The organism is uncultured Fretibacterium sp., from assembly GCF_938030725.1.
In the GTDB taxonomy this organism is placed as follows: Bacteria; Synergistota; Synergistia; order Synergistales; family Aminobacteriaceae; genus Fretibacterium.
The window spans coordinates 1-16,085 of the sequence record NZ_CALHIQ010000168.1; the positions used below are offsets into that span (position 1 = coordinate 1).

Sequence of the window (16,085 nt, forward strand, 5' to 3'; positions counted from 1 at the left end):
TACCGAACAAGAACTTAAAAAAGCGATCATTGAGACGGTATATCCTTCCCTGCTCCAACTCCGCCTCGATTTGCCCCTCCGTCACAGGCCCCAACGCCGGGCCGATCAGCTCACCGTCGCGCTCCCGCTCTGCATCCTCCATAGTCCCCACCTCCTCACAGCCTTATTATACAATTGGACTGTTGCGTTTAGAGTGACCATCCAACAAGCGCTGCGGCCCGCAAAACCGTGCGGGCCGCAGCGCTTTTCATCTTCTCGGCAGCCGAAATCCCTAGAGCCGCACGCGCGTCAGCCGCTCCACGCGCTCCTGAATCTCTCCCCGCTTCTCGGCGGGGATGAGCAGGACGAGGTAGTCGCCGCCCATCAGCTTGACGCCGCCGCGGGGGACGATCTCCTCCGCGCCGCGCTTCACCGTGATGATCAGGGAGTCGCCGGGCCATTGAAGGTCCGCGATGGTGCGCCCGTCGGCCTGGCTCAGGGGCTCCACGGCGAACTCCGCCAACATGCTGCGTCGGACGGTGCGGTCGCCCTGGGGCGCGACGGGCAGCAGGCGCTGCAGGCTCTCGTAGACGGGGGTGGAGCGGCAGAGCTCCGCTACGGTGTAGGAGGTCATGGCCACGATGCCCAGGGGCAGCATGAAGGCGAAGGAGCCCGTCATCTCGCTGATCAGGAGGATGCCCGTCAGGGGGGAGCGGACGATGGAGGAGAAGTGCCCCGTCATGGCCATGAGCGTCAGGGTGAGGACGAACTCCGGCTCCAGAACGCCCGCCACCACGGCCAACTGCCCCATGGCGTTGCCCACGAGGGAGCCCAGGACCAGGAGGGGAAAGAAGATGCCGCCGGGCAGACCGCTGCCGAAGGAGAGCACCAGCAGGAGGAGCTTCAGGCCGTAGAGCGCGATCAGGCGCACTGGGGCGGGGTTGGCCCCCATGGGGTAGAAGATCATGGGCTCGCCACTGCCGAAGAGCTCCGGCAGGACGAGGCAGAGGCCCGCCGTGAGCGCGAAGGGCAGGATGCCCTTTGCGTACCAGGGCAGCCGCAGCCGGCCGTAGAGGGCCTTGCCCCACAGGATGCACTTGTTGAAGAACACGCCGCTCAGGCCCGTGGCGATCCCCAGGAGGAGGATGAGCCAGTAGTTCCGCAGAGGCAGGAGCTCGTGTCCCGCGACGTGCAGCACCGGCTGAAACCCCATGATGGACGCGCCGACGAAGGCCGACGCGAAGGACGCGGCCGTGGCCCCCACCAGCACGACGCCGGAGAAGCTCTTGTGCAGCTCCTCCATGGCGAAGACCACCCCGGCGATGGGGGCGTTGAAGGCCGCGGCCAGCCCCGCTGCCGCGCCGCTCGAGATGAGGAAGTTGCGCGCGCTCAGGGGACGGCGCGCCAGGTCCCCGAACGCCTGCCCCACGGAGGCGCCGATCTGCACGGAGGGCCCTTCCCTCCCCATGGTGAGGCCGCCGCCCAGCGTGAGCAGGCCGCCGATGAACTTGCCGGGCAGCACGCGCCGCCACGGGACCTGAAGCCGGCCCGCGAGCTGCGCCGAAACCTGCGGGATGCCGCTACCCGAGATGAGCGGGGCGAACTTTGCGCAGAGCCCCGCCGCGGCGCCCATCAAGACCATCAGGCAGAGGTACGGGAGCGGTCCTTCCTCCACCGCGGAGCCCAGCAGGGCGCGCAGCCAGCCGTTGACGGCGGAGATGCCCAGGCGGTAGATCGTGATGACGCCTCCGACGACGCTGCCGATGACAAGCCCGTCGATGAGCAGGCGGAGGCGGAAGTGGCTGCGCCCCTGCACCTCCCTGGCGGTCTGGTCCATGCCGCCGCCCCCTAGCGACAGCCGGGCGTCGGGTTCGTGCCGCGGATCTGCCCGGAGCCCCGGACCATGAACTTGACGGACGTCAGCTGTTCGAGGCCCATGGGGCCCCGCGCGTGCAGCTTCTGGGTGCTGATGCCCATCTCCGCGCCGAAGCCGAACACGCCGCCGTCCGTGAAGCGCGTGGAGGCGTTGACGTAGACGGCCGCCGCGTCCACTCCCGCGAGAAACCTCTCGGCGTTCGCGTAGCTGTCCGTGATGATGGCCTCGCTGTGCTTCGTCCCGTAGCGGCGGATGTGCTCCATGGCCTCGTCCAGGCCGCTCACGACGCGGACGGCCAGGATCAGGTCCTCGTACTCCGTCGCCCAGTCCTCCTCCGTGGCCGGCCTGGCGTCGGGCCAGAGGGCCCGGACCTCGGCGTCCCCCCGGAGCTCCACGCCCAGCTCCGCCAGCTCTGCCATGGCGCGGGGGATGAAGGCAGGGGCCGCGTCCCGGTGGACCAAAAGCGTTTCCATGGCGTTGCACACGCCAGGACGCTGGGCCTTGGCGTTGACGGCGATGCGGAGCGCCATGTCCAGGTCCGCCGAGGCGTCCACGAAGGTGTGGCAGTTGCCGTCCCCCGTCATGATGCAGGGGACCCGCGCGTTCTCCAGCACGGACTGCTTCAGCCGCCGGCTGCCGCGCGGGATGAGCACGTCCAGCGCCTGGAGCTGCATCAGGGCGATGGAGGCCTCGTGTCCCGGAAGCCGCAGGAGCTGGACGGCCGCGCCCAGCAGGCCGCAGTCGGAGGCCGCGTCCTGAAGGGCCAGGGCAATGGCGGCGTTGGACCGGCCCGCCTCGCGGCCGCCCCGGAGGATGACGGCGTTGCCGGACTTCAGGCACAGCCCCGCCGCGTCGGCCGTCACGTTGGGCCGCGCCTCGTAGATGATGCCGATGACGCCCAGGGGCACGCGCACGCGCGTGATCTCGATGCCCCCCTCCGCGCGCCAGCCGCCGGACGCCGTGCCGATGGGGTCCGGCAGGGCCGCGATCTCTTCGAGGCCGCGGGCCATGCCCTCGATGCGCTCCTCGTTGAGGGCCAGCCGGTCCAGCATCGCGTTGGACAGCCCTCCGCTCCGCGCCTCATCCAGGTCCTGGGCGTTCTCCTGGAGGATGTGGCCGCTGCGCTGCCGGAGCAGTGCGGCCATGTTCGTGAGGGCGCGGTTCTTCTGCTCCGTCCCGGCCCCGGCGAGCTCTCGCGCAGCCTCCTGCGCAAGGCGCCCCATCCCGTTCAGGACCTCGTCAATCCTCGCTGTGTCCATGATCTCACGTCCCTTTCGTTAAAGCCGGCCCCTACACCAGCGCCATGTTGTTGCGGTGCACGAGCTCCTCGAAGTCGCAGACCCCCAGGATGCCCGCGATCTCGTTCGACCGGCGGCCCAGTATCCGCCGCGCGTCGTCCGAGGCGTAGCTGCTGATGCCCCGCGCGACCTCCCGGCCCTCCGCGCTGCGGATGGAAACGACGCTGCCGGCGGGGAAGTCCCCCTCCACGCGGAGGACGCCGGAGGGCAGGAGGCTCCCGCCCTGGTGGAGGATGGCGCGCTCCGCTCCGCCGTCCACCGTCACCGTCCCGGCGGGGGCGCTGCCGACGGCCAGCCACTGGCGCCGCGCGGTGTAACCCTCCCGGTGGGGGATGAAGCACGTCCCCAGGTCCTCGCCGTCCGCGATGCGGCGCAGGACGTCCGGCTCGTCGCTCGATGCGATGACCATGGGGATGCCGGCCGCCATGGTGATGCGCGCGGCCCCCAGCTTCGTGGCCATGCCGCCGCTCGACATGTTGCTGCCGCGGGTCGTGGAGTTGGCCTCGATCTCCGGCGTGATGACGCTGACCTCGCGGATGAGGCGCGCGTTCGGGTTGCGCCGGGGGTCGGCGTCGTAAAGCCCCGCGATGTCCGACAGGATGATCAGGAGGTCCGCGTCCGCGTTGCAGGCCACCATGGCCGACAGGCGGTCGTTGTCGCCGAACTTGAGCTCATCGACGGCCACGGTGTCGTTCTCGTTGACGATGGGGATGACGCCGTACTCCATCAGGGCGAAGAGCGCGTTGCGGGAGTTGTGGTAGCGCTCCGGGTTCGAGAAGCAGTCCCGCGTCAGGAGGAGCTGGGCCACGCTCTGGGAGTACTCGCTGAAGAACTTCTCGTACATCTGCATGAGGATGCCCTGCCCCACGGCGGCCATGGCCTGCTTCTGGGGCAGGTTTTCGGGCATCCGGCCCAACTTCCCCACCCCTGCGCCCACAGCGCCCGACGTCGTGAGGATGACGCTGCGCCCCGAGTTGTGCAGGTCCGAGAGCTCGCGCACGAGCCGCTCCATTTTTCCGATGTTGATGCGTCCGGTCGGGTAGGTGATGGAGCTGGTCCCGACCTTGACGACGATGCGCTTCGAGCCGCGCAGGCTTCCTCGATCCACGTCCTCTGTCCCCCTTCGGGCCGGGACATCCGCGTTTTGCGTATGTCGGCCCCTGCTCCTTCATATGGGGCTTATTGTATAATGAAAATCAGTAAAGTAAAAAGGTCCTGAACGGCGAATTTTCTCGCCGGAAGCTCTTTGCAGGATAGGGAGTGGTCTTACATGCACACGCTCGTTAGCGCTCAATCGTCGTTTTTCCTGATGGTGGATATTCAGGAGCGGCTTCTGCCGGCCATCTCGAACGGGGAGGCCGTGGTCCGGAGTGCCACAAAGCTCCTGACCGCGGCGCGGGAGCTCTCGGTCCCCCTCGTGGTGACGGAGCAGTACCCCAAGGGCATCGGCCCCACGGTGCCGCAGCTCGCGGAACTGATCCCAGCGGGGACCCCCAACCTGACGAAGACCTCCTTCTCCTGCTGTGGTGCAGCGGGGTTCGACGCCGTGGTGACCGCGCTGGGTCGAAACACGGCGGTGATCTTCGGCATCGAAACCCACATCTGCGTCCTTGCGACGGCCATGGACCTCGTGGGCCGGGGGGTGAAGGTCGTCCTGGCCGCGGACGCCTGCGGGAGCCGCGAGGGGACGAACCACGAGCTGGCGCTGGCTGCAGCCAGGAGCTTCGGCGCCCTCGTGGTGCCGGCGGAAACGGTGATCTACCAGATGATGGGCGAGGCCGGAACGCCGCACTTCAAGGCGCTCCTCCCCATCCTCAAGTGAGGCGCGGCGCGATGAAGGCCCTGCGTCGCCCCTTTGCGCTCTGCCTGGCGGCCCTGGCGCTGGCGGCCGTCCCGGCCCAGGCCAGCTACGAAGAGGGGCTTGCGTTTCAGGCCAGCGGGGACGTTCAGGAGGCCTACGCCCAGTGGATGCTCACGTCCGGGGACCCGCGCAGCATGGCCGCCGTCGCGGGGCTCTTTGAGCGCGGCGACGGCGTCAGCCGGGACCTGGACCAGGCCGCGGAGTGGTACCGGCGGGCGGCCGAGAAGGGTAACTGCCGCGCCATGGCGCAGCTGGCGAACTTCTCCCTGTACGGGTTGGGTGGCGAAACCCGGAGTCCCATGGAGTGGCGCGCGGAGCTGGAGAAGGTGCGGGGAAAGGACCCCTACGCGGACTACATGCTGGCCTACTTCTACGCCAACGGACACGGCGGCAGCCGCCGCCTGGAGGACGCCCTGGCGCTCCTGGAGCCCCTGGCGGGCTCCAACTACGCGCCCTTCGTGACGCTCTACCACCAGGTGGCCCGCCGCATCGAGGACCAGAAGGACGGCGTGCTGGACGCGGAGTTCCTGACGGGGGAGATCGCGAAGGGCGAAGTGTCCTTCGACCTCCGCTGGCGGGACAAGCGCCTCGTCGTCAGCGGCTACGTCAACTCCATCAAGCGCCTGCGGGACTACGGCTACGTGCTGAAGCTCTCCGGCCCGAACCTCTCCGTGGTGCCCAGGGACAACCTCCTGGCGGTGTTCTACGCGCCTCTGGTGACGGACCCGCTGACCCGCCTCCGGGGAGGGGACTACGTGAAGATCGACGGGGTCTACGTGGGCCGGCACCCCTTTGAGCTGGAGCCCAGCGCCCTGACGCTCTTTGGCTGCAACCTGCTTCAGGTGACCTCGAACGATGCCGATGTCCCGCGCTGAGAGGCCCCTCGCGGGAGAGGGCGCCCCGGAACCCCGGCGCCCTGTCTCCGATGAGGCGCGCCCCGGCCGCCGGAACCTCCTGATCTTCCTGACGATCCTGGCCTACCTGTACTTTCGCGGCATCGGGGACCACGGGCTGCTGGACCCCATGGAGGGCGTGCACGCCTCCGTGGGGCTCACCATGGCCACCCAGGGCGACCTCCTGCACCCCAGCGTGGGGGAGGCCCCCTACGCCGGGCGCGCCATGGGGACCTGGTGGCTCCACGCGCTGGCCCTGAAGGCCTTTGGGTGGGAGGAGTTCGCCGTGCGCTTCTGGTCCGCCGCCGCGGGGCTGGGCATGGCGCTGGCCGCGGCGCTGGCGTCGAGGGGACGGGGGGCGTGGATCGCCGCCGCGGTTTCCGCCAGCATGGTCATGGGCTTCACCGTGTCCCACCTGGCCTCCTCCCACGCGCTCTACGCCTGCTGCACCGCCATGTCCATGGCCGCCTTCGTCCGCCTTCAGCGCGGCGAGGGGCGTCGCTGGGCGCTCCTGGCCCACGCGGGAGCCCTCGCCGCTTTCGTCGTGCAGGGGCCGGAGGGCCTCCTCCTGCCGTGGATGACCCTGATCCTCCACTCGGCGCTGACGAGCGGCTTCGGCCCCCTGATCCTGTGCTGGAGGTACTGGCCCGCCGCCCTGGTCTCCCTGGCGGGCGTGTCGGGCTACGTCGCCCTGCTGGCGACGCGGAACCCCATGATCCTGACCCTGATGCTCTACGAGGCGCCTCCCCTGCTCCAGCCGGGGGGGATGTTGAGCCTGCTCTTCATCCTGGTGAGCATGGTCCCCTGGCCGGGCCTCGTGGTCCGTGCCGCGATGGGCGCCGTGCCCCGCAGCCTGGAGGCCCTGCAGGGGGAGGAGCCCGCCCCCCGTTTCTTCCTGGTGGTCTGGGCCTTTGCCTTTGCCTTCTTCGCCGTCATGATGGGGGACTACCTGTCGATGGCCGCCGCCGTGCCCCCCCTCGCCGCGCTGGTGGGCGACTCGCTCGACGAGTGGCTCGCGAGGGGGCGCGTGGGAGAGGTGCAGCGCGCTGTGGCCCTGAACATCGTCATCATCGTGCCCCTCGCGGCGCTCGGCCTGCCGCTGGCCCTCCGTGCCATACCGGGGCTGAGCAGCGCCATGCTCTCGCTGGTGCCGTGGCTCTCCTTCGTCGTGCTCTGCGTCGTCGCCGGCTGGTACTACGCCAGGACGCGGCAGCTCCTGAAGTTCGCCCGCAACGTCAGCGCCGCCGCCCTGCTGTGCCTCATGCCCCTGACGGGGATATTCGACCTGCTGGCGGAGGACGGCGCGATCCGGGACGTGGGGCTGGCCCTGCGGGGCTCCGTGCAGCGCGGGGACGTCATCGTGCAGTACGCGGTGAACCGTCCCTCCATGTACTTCTACACCCTGCGGAACTACGCCATGGTGAACGCTCCATTCGTGCCCGGCCTGACGCGGCAGCGGGGGGCAAGCCTGTCCGACACGGCGCTGCACCTCCTGTGGGAGGACCACGGCCGCGCGTTCCTGGTGATCCCCCAAAAACAGCAGCCCTCGGCGCCGCTCCCCGGAAACATCAACAGGCTGATGGAGGACGACGGCATGGTCGTGCTGAGCAACCGCTCCGCCCCTCTCGGCGCGGGGTCACTCAGCGCCCGCTGAGCACTGTCCGCAGAGAAAGGGAAAGGTTCATGCTCTTTGACGAGAAAAAACGGGCGTCGCTCCTCCGGAAGTACGAGGCGGAGAGGGAGGACCGGCAGAGGCTGTGTCGCCTCCTGGCCGTGATCTCCCTCTCCGTCACCGCGAAGGAGATCGCGGACACGATGGACAGGACGGACTTCAAACCGACCGGAGGCAGTCGGCCCTGGAAGGTGCGGGACATCGTCCCCATGCTGGACGAGCTGGATCGATCGGGGCTCTTGCGGACCAGGGAGGTGTGGGGCAGGACGCGCTATGCGCTGGACCCCCTGCTGATCGGGCCCCTCTGGCGCGAGGCGACGCTGAGCGGGGAGTGGAAAATCCTTGACCGGGCCGTGGAGGACGTCCTGAAGCTGCGCACCCCCGCCCTCCTTCCGGGGAGGTTCAACGACGAGGCGGAGTGCGTCAGAGCCCTGCGATGGACCGCAACGCTGGAGGACGACGAGTTTTTTTTCAAGGTCTGGGCCAAAATGCTGACCTCGGAAAGCCAGTCGAGGACCCTGAGCTCGGACCATGCCATCGTCGAGGCCTTCGCCAATCCCGTGGACGAGCGGGCCCTTGAGGCCCTCCCTCCCCTCGTCGCGAACCTCGTCTTCTCCGCCCTGCTCTTCCTGACGCTCTCCGACGCCGAGGCCTACTGCCGTTCCGCGAACGCGCTCTTTCACTACGTGGCCCGCCGGGGTGGGGACTGCCCCCAGCCCTTGAGGCTGCTGTACGCCGAGCGCCTGATCCTGCACGGGCGCCTTAAGGAGGCGCGGGCCTCCCTGGACGGGGTGGAGGACGCCTCGTGCGCCTGCCTGTCGGCGCTCCTGGCCCTGTCGGAGGACGGGGACGAACGGAAGGCCCTGGACCTGATGGAGGCGGGGCTTGAGGAGCTGCGGCGCCGGGGCGCGCGGCGACCCTTCTTCGCGTCCTGGGCGGGAATGTTCTACCCCATCCTGCTCATGAAGGCGGGGGCCAGCGATGCGAAGATCAAGGGCTACCTGACGGGCGTGAAGACCTGGGGGACGTCGGAGTCCTTGAAGCCCCTGCTTCCCATGCTGAAGGCCCTTCTGAAGCTACCGGGGAAACGGGAGGACCTCGCCGCTCGCTTCAGCCTGATCGAGGACGGGCTGGCGGCCTTTCCGGGGCTGCTCCTGGCGCACTGGCTGGGCCTGGACTCGAAGGAAGCCGCGCCCGCCATCCTGAAGGCGGCGGATTGGCTGGAGGAGAGGGGGCTGACCTTCGTCAGCTCGGAGATTCGGGCGGTGTGGGGGAACGAGGCGCAGCGGCGGGCCGTGCCGCACCCCCTGAGCGACATCCTGGCGACCGGGAACGAGTGGGACCGCCTGCTGGACGCCCTGGAGAACATCGGCGAGCGCAGCGCCCCTGCCGACGCGAGAGGGGCGGACCGCCGCATCCTCTGGGAGGTGGGCTGGACGGTCTACGGCGAGCAGGACAAGGAAGTTGAGGTCCACAGCCTCGTCCCCATCGAGCAGAGCCGGCGCAAGAACGCCTGGAGCAAGGGGCGCCGCATCGCCCTCAAGCGCCTCTCGGAAACGGGGGACTCCATCGCCGGCGTCACGGAACAGGACCTGCGCGCCGCGCGGGCCATCACCCGGATGGAGGGATACTACGGGGTGGAGTACCGCATCGACATCGAGCAGGCGCTGCTGGCCCTCGCAGGGCATCCTTTCCTGATCCGGGAGGACAGGGCGGAGCGCGTGGAGGTCCTGGAGGTGGAGCCGGTCCTTACCGTCCATCAGGAGAAGGGAGGGTGCAGGCTGCAGCTCACGCCCTACCCCTCCTCCTTTGGCACGGCCTTTCGCGTCGTGCTGGACGGGCCGAACCGCCTTGCGGTGACGCACTTCGCGCGGGAGCACCTCAGGATGGCGAGCCTCGTGGGCGAGGACGGGGTCGTGCTGCCCGACCCGATGCGGGAGAGGCTCATGGAAACCCTTGAGAAGCTGCCTCCGTCCATCGTCGTCCACTCGGACGTCGAGGGCGTGGGCAGCGGGGCGGAGGTGGTGCAGGCGGATGGCCGGATCTGCGTCCAGATCCAGCCGAACGGGGACGGCCTGGAGGTGGAGGCCGTCGTGCGCCCGCTGGGCCCGTCCGGGGCCTCCTGCCGCCCTGGGGCCGGCGGGACGACGTTCTTCGGCTCCCTGGACGGCCGCCGCGTGCAGGCCCTGCGGGACCTGCCGGGGGAGGCAGAGGCGCTGGCCGCCTTCCTCAGGGCCTGCCCTGCCCTGTCCCAGGGGGAGGAAACGCGGGAGGCCCACTGGCTCCTCATGGAGCCTGCCCTGGCGCTGGAGTTTTTGAGCCAGGTGGACGAGTTGGGCGACGCCGTCACGACGGAGTGGCCGCACGGGCAGAGCATGAAGCTCGTGGGACGCTCCGTGGAGGGCGGCAGCTTCAAGGCCTCCCTCCGGCGCTCCCAGGACTGGTTCGCCCTGTCGGGCGAGGTCCAGGTCGACGAGGGGATGGTCCTTCAGATGGGGCGGCTCATCAAGGGGCTTCAGGAGGGCTACGGCCGCTTCGTGAACCTGGGGAACGGGGAGTTCCTGCCCCTGGCGGAGGACTGGAGGCCCTGGTGAAGCTGGGCGACATGCGGGGCGAGGAGGTTCGCCTGCCGCCCCTGGCGGCGGGGCTTGCCGAGGAGCTCCTCGATGGGGCCGGACAGGTGGACGCGGACCCGGAGTGGCGGGCCGACTGTCGGCGCATCAAGGAGGCCCAGAAGCTCGTGCCCCAGGTGCCCTCCACGCTGCGGGGCGAGCTGCGGGACTACCAGCAGGAGGGCTTTCGCTGGCTCATGCGCCTGGCCCACTGGGGCGCCGGGGCCTGTCTGGCGGACGACATGGGCCTCGGCAAGACGATCCAGACGCTGGCCCTGCTGGTGGCCCGCGGCCCGGAGGGCCCCTCCCTCGTGGTGGCCCCGACCTCCGTCTGCCCCAACTGGGCGGACGAGGCCCGGCGCTTCGCGCCGACCCTGAACGTGAAGGAGCTGAAGCAGGCCGGCCGCGACGAGGTCCTGGCGGGTCTGGCCCCCATGGACCTCCTGGTCCTGAGCTACGGCCTCCTTCAGAGCGAGCGGGTCCGCCTGTCGAAGGTCCCGTGGAACGTCGTCGTGCTGGACGAGGCCCAGGCCATCAAGAACATGGGGGCCAAGCGCTCCCTGGCCGCGATGAAGCTCAACGGCCGATTCCGCGTCGCCACGACGGGGACGCCCATCGAGAACCAGTTGAGCGAGCTGTGGAACATCTTCCGCTTCCTGAACCCAGGTTACCTTGGCTCGGCGGAGAGCTTCAGCCGCCGCTTTGCCGTGCCCATCGAACGGGACGGGGATCGGGTGGCCCGGCAGCAGCTCCGGCGCATGATCCGCCCCTTCATCCTGCGGCGCACCAAGGACGAGGTCCTGAACGAGCTGCCGGAGAAGACGGAGATCACCCTGACGGTGGACCTGAACGAGAAGGAATGGAGCTTCTACGAGGCGCTGAGGCGGAAGACGCTTGAGGACTTTGCCGCGGGGCCGGAGCCCGCGGAGAAGATCCACGTCTTCGCGGCGCTGATGAAGCTCAGGCGCGCCTGCTGCAACGTGGTCCTGGCGGGCAGCCCTGCGGAGATGCCCTCGGCGAAGCTGGAGGCCTTCGCGGACCTGTTGGGCGAGGTGCGCGGCGGCGGGCACAAGGCCCTGGTCTTCAGCCAGTTCGTCGATCACCTGGCCATCCTGCGGGACTGGCTGACGGAGCGGGGGATCCCCTTCCAGTACCTCGACGGCGCGACACCCCCGGAGGACCGGAGGCGGCGCGTGGCGGCCTTCCAGGCGGGGGAGGGCGACTGCTTCCTCATCAGCCTGAGGGCCGGCGGGACGGGGCTGAACCTGACGGCGGCGGACTGCGTCATCCACATGGACCCCTGGTGGAACCCCGCCGTGGAGGAGCAGGCCTCCGACCGCGCCCACCGCATCGGACAGACCCGGCCCGTGACAGTGTACCGCATCGTGGCCCGCGGCACCATAGAGGAGAAGATCGTGGCGCTGCACGCCTGGAAGCGTGACCTGGCCGACGGGCTCCTGGAGGACAGCGGCCGCGCCGTGAAGCTCTCCGCGGAGGAGCTGCTGAACCTCATCCGCGACCCGTCCTGAGGACGGTCAACCGCAGGCCGCGCGAAGGGGGCGCAGCCCCATAGATATAGATAAAGGTGGTTTTTTGCGATGATGAAGCTGACGGTCCTTGTGGACAACTGGGTCACGACGCCCAGGGCGGGGCTTCTGGGGGAGTGGGGGTACTCGGCCCTCCTGACGACGCCGTCGGGCAGCCTCCTGATCGACACGGGGGAAACGGGGCACACGCTCCTGAACAACATGCGGGTCCTGGGGCTCTCGCCGGAGTCGGTGGACTGCGTGGCGCTGAGCCACGGCCACAACGACCACGCAGGAGGCCTCCCCGCCTTTCTGGAGGCCGCGCCCCAGGTTCGGGACCGCGTCTTTGCCTCGCCCCTGGCTGTGAGGGAGCGCTTCGAGGGGCAGGACCTGAGCCCCGCCGGCGGGGCCGTGCTGCGGGAGGTGCCGCTGCGGCCGGTTCAGGGGGCCGTTGAGCTGCTGCCGGGCGTCTTCGCCTTCGACGTCCCCCCCGAGGGCCGCGACCCGCGCTACGCCTCCCGCGGCCTCATGTACGAGCGCGGGGAGGACGGAACGGTCCGTCCGGACACCTTCGCCGACGACCTGTCCTTCCTGGTCCGCGGACCCAGGGGATGGGCGCTGCTCCTGGGGTGCGCCCACGCGGCGCTGCCCAACATCGTCGCGCGCGTCCGGGACCTCTTCGGCGTGGAGCAGTTCGATCTGGTGGCTGGCGGCGCGCACATGATGAGCCTCGCGCCGGAGGAGGTGGAGGATTGGGTGGCGCTCATGGCCTCGTGGCGCGTGAGGCGATGGCGCCTGAACCACTGCACGGGCTTCCACTCCGCCGCGCGCCTGGCGCAGGCGCACCCGGATACGGACTGGGCCGGCGTCGGCTCGGAGCTCGCGCTCTAGCCCGTCCTGGGGCAGTCGGGGCTCCGGCGGGGGCTGACGTTCGAGAGAGGCAAGAAGAGCGGGGCCGCGCGGCCCCGCCCTTTGGTTTCAATTGTTCAAGTTATTGTTAAAGCCGTTAAAGCGGGTTCAGCGCACCGGCTCCAACAGGCCGTAGTCGCTGGTCCGGCGCTTGTAGACGACGTTGACGTCGCCGGTCTCCGCGTTCTGGAACATGAAGAACGAGTGTCCGACGAGCTCCATCTGCATGGCGGCTTCTTCAGGGCTCATGGGCTGGACGGGGATCTTCTTCACCTTCTCGATCACCGGCACGTCGCTGGCCACAGGCTCCTGCCCCTCCTCCAGGTTGAAGGAGAAGTCGGCACCGCCCTTGAACTGCCCCTTGTCCTTGAGGTAGGAGTTGTAGCGCTTGATGCGGCGCTCCAGGTTCTTCAGCGACAGGTCGAAGGCCCTGCGCGGCTCCGTGGCGTTCTCCTCGGCGCGGAGGATCACCCCGTTGGCGTTCGCGGTGGTCTCAATGTTGAAGTTGCCCTTGTGGTGGCTGACGACGATCTGGCAGTTCTGGATCTTGTCGAAGAACTTCTCCAGCTTGGACATCTTGGAGTCCATGTAGTCCCGAAGCTTGCTGTCGATCTCCGTTCCACGCTGTACAAAACGTACTTCCATCGAACTTCGCCTCCGTTTCGCAGAAAACAGGTAAGGTTGAGAGCGGTTCGCTGACCGCGTGGGGGGCGTCTGCCTCCCGCTTCGTTCCATTGTAGCATAAAAGCGGGGCAAAAGCGCCGCCCCCACGGTGGAACGGCAAGGCGGCACCAGCCAGCCTCATGCCATACCCTAAGAGTCCGTTTGTCTGCACCGGCCTGCGCTCAGGGGCCGTCAGCGCCGGGAGGTGGGTGCCCGCTGAGGGCTTTGTTTCCCCGCCAGCAGGTCCCAGACGATCAGCTCGAAGCCCGGCCAGCCCTGGGCGGCGGAGGTCTTCTCTGCGAAGGAGAGCCGAACAGCCCGCAGCATGAAGTCCTTGACGGCCTCCGCCCCGAAGAGGCGCAGGGCCCCCCGCGCCATGCGCATCGCGTACTCCCGGTTCGCGCCGGCGGCCGCAGCGGCCTGGGCCTCGTTTTCCGGAAAGGAGGCGATGTAGAGCGCCGGGCGCAGGCGGTTGCAGAGCGCCGTGAGGACGGGCAGCAGGGGGTCCCGCGACAGGCGGCTCAGCGCACGGACTACGTCCGGGGCGTTGCCCGCGCATACGCCGTCCAGGAACGTCAGGAGCGCCCTCCCTCCCTCGTCGAACGAGAGGGCGCGGACGTCCGTCAGCGCGATCTCCCTCCCGTCGGCGTAGAGCGCCAGCTTGGCGAGCTCGCTCCGCAGCTCCTCCGTGGACTCGATGGACTCCCCCAGGAGGAGGGCCGCGTCCGGCGCCAAGTGCCAGCCCTTTTCCTGAGCCAGCTTCAGGAGCCAGTCCTTCCGCTTCCAGGGGGGGACGGAGGCCTCTGCCTTCAGGAAGTGGACCTTCTTGAGGGCCAGCACCTCTTTGGAAAAGACCTTCCTGGCCTCCCCGCCGAAGGTGGCGACGATAACGGCGTCCGCTTCGGGTCCCTCCAGGGAGCCGGCCAGCCCGTCGGGGAAGGCCCCCAGGGCCTCGCACCCCTCCGCGACGACGGCCTCCCGCGCGGAGAAGAGCCCGCGGCTGCCCACCCGTTCCAGGAGGGCGCGCCAGTCGGGGAAGGTCCCGTCGGCGTCGAACTTTCCCGACACCTGGCGGTCCTCCCGCGTCAGGGCCGTCAGCGTTTCCTCCAGCTGACGCCGCTGCCCCTCGTGGCCCTCGATGACGATCAAGTGCGGCATGACCCGCCTCCTCGTAGACTAAGGTAATGGGCCCCCAACGTGGCAGGCTCCTTTCGGGTTCGCTCGGAAAATGAACGTGAAGCAATACAGAGAAGCGCTGACTAATGGTTGAGCGATCACTGAGGGCATCTTGGCGGGTATCCTTCAGCGCCTCCCTGAAATTTTAACATGGGGCTGCATCCCCTTGGAGGAGGCCATGCGGTTGATCTCCCTCAACGATTTAGCCAGCGTTCCCACAGGTATTCTAACACCGTTATTTTCGCGGGGGTCCGCGGGACGAGGGCACTTCGGCTCTCCGTGAGAATTAGGCCAGGTGCCCCTTTCCCAGTCCCCATCAAACGCATTTGTGCCGAAGGCGTTTTCGGGGTAAGGTATTCGCGTGGACGACGGAGGTCGACCGCTACAGTCTATATGAAAGCGGTTGACGACGAGGGGAGGAACAGGAGGTCTATCATGAGATGGTTTGCGACGTTTATCCTGGCGGTTTGCGCTTCGGCTTCGGTGGCCGTACCCCAACGGGCGGCGGCGGAGCCGTACAGGACGGACCTCATCGGGTTCACGGCGAGTCCGCAGAGCCCAAGCGCCGGACAGGACGTGATGGTGATGGCCCGCTTCAAGCCCGACATGAGGCCCCGCCAGGGGTCCGTGACGCTCACGCTTCTGGGCCGGGACGGCGGGGTCGTCCGGGAGTGGAGCGAGCGGGAGCTGAACCCGGCGTCCCTGACGCCGGTCGAGGGCGGAACGGGCGAGCGGCTGTACCGTGCGTCGTTCACGGCACAGCCGGGGCACGCCGAGCTGCGGTTGGCGTGGCGCCCGTCCAACGGGAGCGACTCCGGCAATCCTGAGCGCGCGGTCCTGGCGCTGTCGGTGGGCGGAAACGGGACAAACCTCGGCGGCGGCGGACTGGTCAGCTGGCGCGTGACGCGCGACGCCCGGCACGACGGCGACGAGATGCGGACCAACGCGCTGTTTGAGCGGAAGCCCGACCCCGATTCCGTGCGGCTCATCATCGAGCGGCGCGGGCTGTTCTCCGGGCTCTACGACGACCGCACCCTCTATCCCGAACGCGAGGGGTACGAGGACGGCCAGTATGGGGGCCGCTGGAGCGTTCGGTTCGAGTTCACCGCCGAGCGGGGGCGGCACCGGATGAAGCTCCGGTGGCGGATGCACGGGACCGAGTACGAGCACATCGAGAAGTTCTCCGTCGATGATGGAACCCTTGGAAGCAACGGATGTGACGCCGAGGTCTCCGGCCTTCCCGGACTGTTGGCCCTCGCGCCGCTGGCGTTCCGGCGGCCCCCTAGACGATGATGTAAGGCGGCGCCTCGCACGACGACGCGCCGCCCAACCGACGAGGCGTCCGGGGTGCTAGGCCTTTCGCACCGGCCACTGCACCTCGGTGCACAGCTCCTCCGGTGGGACCTCGTGAGGGCTGTTCAGGTAGACGTTTCGCGCGCCGTCGGAGCCGGCCACGGGCTCGTAGCCGTTCTCCTCCATCCAGTGCCGCAGCGCGGTGTAGGCACCTTCCAACTGGTCGTAAGGCCCCTTGTGCAGGGTGCAGGCCATCAGGCCGCCCGGCACCGTGCGGACCTTCAGTCCGTCCGCGTCCGGGACCGGGTTCGTGAAGGACAGGCAGTA

General features: G+C 68.8%; 13 protein-coding genes. 7 read left to right on the forward strand and 6 right to left on the reverse strand.

Annotated features, from left to right (window positions below):
- Window positions 1–271: 271 nt before the first annotated feature.
- Genes Q0629_RS09425 through proB form a run of 3 tightly spaced genes read right to left on the reverse strand, consistent with a single transcriptional unit; the run spans window position 272 to window position 4,261 of the window.
- Entirely contained in the window at window positions 272–1,816 is a 1,545-nt protein-coding gene (locus Q0629_RS09425) for a chloride channel protein (RefSeq protein ID WP_298781790.1), read from the reverse strand.
- A gap of 11 nt (window positions 1,817–1,827) precedes the next feature.
- Window positions 1,828–3,114, reverse strand: coding sequence for a glutamate-5-semialdehyde dehydrogenase (locus tag Q0629_RS09430; RefSeq protein ID WP_298781793.1), 1,287 nt, complete (start codon window positions 3,112–3,114; stop codon window positions 1,828–1,830).
- Between the two features lie 31 nt (window positions 3,115–3,145).
- Window positions 3,146–4,261 carry a glutamate 5-kinase gene (gene proB, locus Q0629_RS09435; RefSeq protein WP_298781796.1) on the reverse strand — a complete coding sequence of 372 codons (1,116 nt, stop codon included), beginning with the start codon at window positions 4,259–4,261 and terminating at the stop codon, window positions 3,146–3,148.
- Between the two features lie 162 nt (window positions 4,262–4,423).
- Here proB and Q0629_RS09440 point away from each other — a divergent pair, with 162 nt between their 5' ends.
- From Q0629_RS09440 to Q0629_RS09465, 6 genes are all read left to right on the forward strand, one after another.
- The gene (locus Q0629_RS09440; RefSeq protein WP_298781799.1) at window positions 4,424–4,975 is read left to right on the forward strand and encodes an isochorismatase family protein; all 552 of its coding nucleotides are present in this window, start codon (window positions 4,424–4,426) and stop codon (window positions 4,973–4,975) included.
- Between the two features lie 11 nt (window positions 4,976–4,986).
- Window positions 4,987–5,889: a hypothetical protein gene (locus Q0629_RS09445; protein WP_298781801.1), complete on the forward strand. Its 903-nt coding sequence runs from the start codon at window positions 4,987–4,989 to the stop codon at window positions 5,887–5,889.
- Window positions 5,870–7,561, forward strand: a complete 1,692-nt coding sequence (locus Q0629_RS09450; protein ID WP_298781803.1) for a hypothetical protein — start codon at window positions 5,870–5,872, stop codon at window positions 7,559–7,561. The genes Q0629_RS09445 and Q0629_RS09450 overlap by 20 nt, the downstream gene beginning before the upstream one ends.
- Before the next feature lie 29 nt (window positions 7,562–7,590).
- Window positions 7,591–10,173, forward strand: a complete 2,583-nt coding sequence (locus tag Q0629_RS09455; RefSeq protein ID WP_298781806.1) for a hypothetical protein — start codon at window positions 7,591–7,593, stop codon at window positions 10,171–10,173.
- Entirely contained in the window at window positions 10,170–11,720 is a 1,551-nt protein-coding gene (locus Q0629_RS09460; protein ID WP_298781809.1) for a DEAD/DEAH box helicase, read from the forward strand. The genes Q0629_RS09455 and Q0629_RS09460 overlap by 4 nt, the downstream gene beginning before the upstream one ends.
- Window positions 11,721–11,789: 69 nt before the next feature.
- Complete coding sequence (locus Q0629_RS09465; protein WP_298781812.1) at window positions 11,790–12,608, forward strand: MBL fold metallo-hydrolase; 819 nt, start codon at window positions 11,790–11,792, stop codon at window positions 12,606–12,608.
- A 126-nt stretch (window positions 12,609–12,734) separates the two neighbouring features.
- Here Q0629_RS09465 and raiA read toward each other — a convergent pair whose 3' ends face one another.
- Both raiA and holA read right to left on the reverse strand, forming a co-directional pair.
- Entirely contained in the window at window positions 12,735–13,271 is a 537-nt protein-coding gene (gene raiA / locus Q0629_RS09470) for a ribosome-associated translation inhibitor RaiA (protein ID WP_298781814.1), read from the reverse strand.
- 210 nt (window positions 13,272–13,481) lie between these two features.
- Entirely contained in the window at window positions 13,482–14,447 is a 966-nt protein-coding gene (gene holA / locus Q0629_RS09475; RefSeq protein ID WP_298781816.1) for a DNA polymerase III subunit delta, read from the reverse strand.
- A 453-nt stretch (window positions 14,448–14,900) separates the two neighbouring features.
- Here holA and Q0629_RS09480 point away from each other — a divergent pair, with 453 nt between their 5' ends.
- Window positions 14,901–15,758, forward strand: coding sequence for a hypothetical protein (locus Q0629_RS09480; RefSeq protein WP_298781818.1), 858 nt, complete (start codon window positions 14,901–14,903; stop codon window positions 15,756–15,758).
- 57 nt (window positions 15,759–15,815) lie between these two features.
- Here the strand turns inward: Q0629_RS09480 and Q0629_RS09485 are convergent.
- Window positions 15,816–16,085: GyrI-like domain-containing protein (locus Q0629_RS09485; RefSeq protein ID WP_298781820.1), on the reverse strand; the 270-nt coding region annotated here is incomplete at its 5' end.

Excerpts from the sequence above, each read along its gene's own strand:
- Q0629_RS09430 (WP_298781793.1), bottom strand. The coding sequence starts at position 3,114 with ATGGACACAGCGAGGATTGACGAGGTCCTGAACGGGATGGGGCGCCTT.
- Q0629_RS09450 (WP_298781803.1), top strand. The coding sequence starts at position 5,870 with ATGCCGATGTCCCGCGCTGAGAGGCCCCTCGCGGGAGAGGGCGCCCCG.
- Q0629_RS09425 (WP_298781790.1), bottom strand. The coding sequence starts at position 1,816 with ATGGACCAGACCGCCAGGGAGGTGCAGGGGCGCAGCCACTTCCGCCTC.
- Q0629_RS09465 (WP_298781812.1), top strand. The coding sequence starts at position 11,790 with ATGATGAAGCTGACGGTCCTTGTGGACAACTGGGTCACGACGCCCAGG.
- holA (WP_298781816.1), bottom strand. The coding sequence starts at position 14,447 with ATGCCGCACTTGATCGTCATCGAGGGCCACGAGGGGCAGCGGCGTCAG.
- raiA (WP_298781814.1), bottom strand. The coding sequence starts at position 13,271 with ATGGAAGTACGTTTTGTACAGCGTGGAACGGAGATCGACAGCAAGCTT.
- Q0629_RS09480 (WP_298781818.1), top strand. The coding sequence starts at position 14,901 with ATGAGATGGTTTGCGACGTTTATCCTGGCGGTTTGCGCTTCGGCTTCG.
- Q0629_RS09455 (WP_298781806.1), top strand. The coding sequence starts at position 7,591 with ATGCTCTTTGACGAGAAAAAACGGGCGTCGCTCCTCCGGAAGTACGAG.
- Q0629_RS09445 (WP_298781801.1), top strand. The coding sequence starts at position 4,987 with ATGAAGGCCCTGCGTCGCCCCTTTGCGCTCTGCCTGGCGGCCCTGGCG.
- Q0629_RS09440 (WP_298781799.1), top strand. The coding sequence starts at position 4,424 with ATGCACACGCTCGTTAGCGCTCAATCGTCGTTTTTCCTGATGGTGGAT.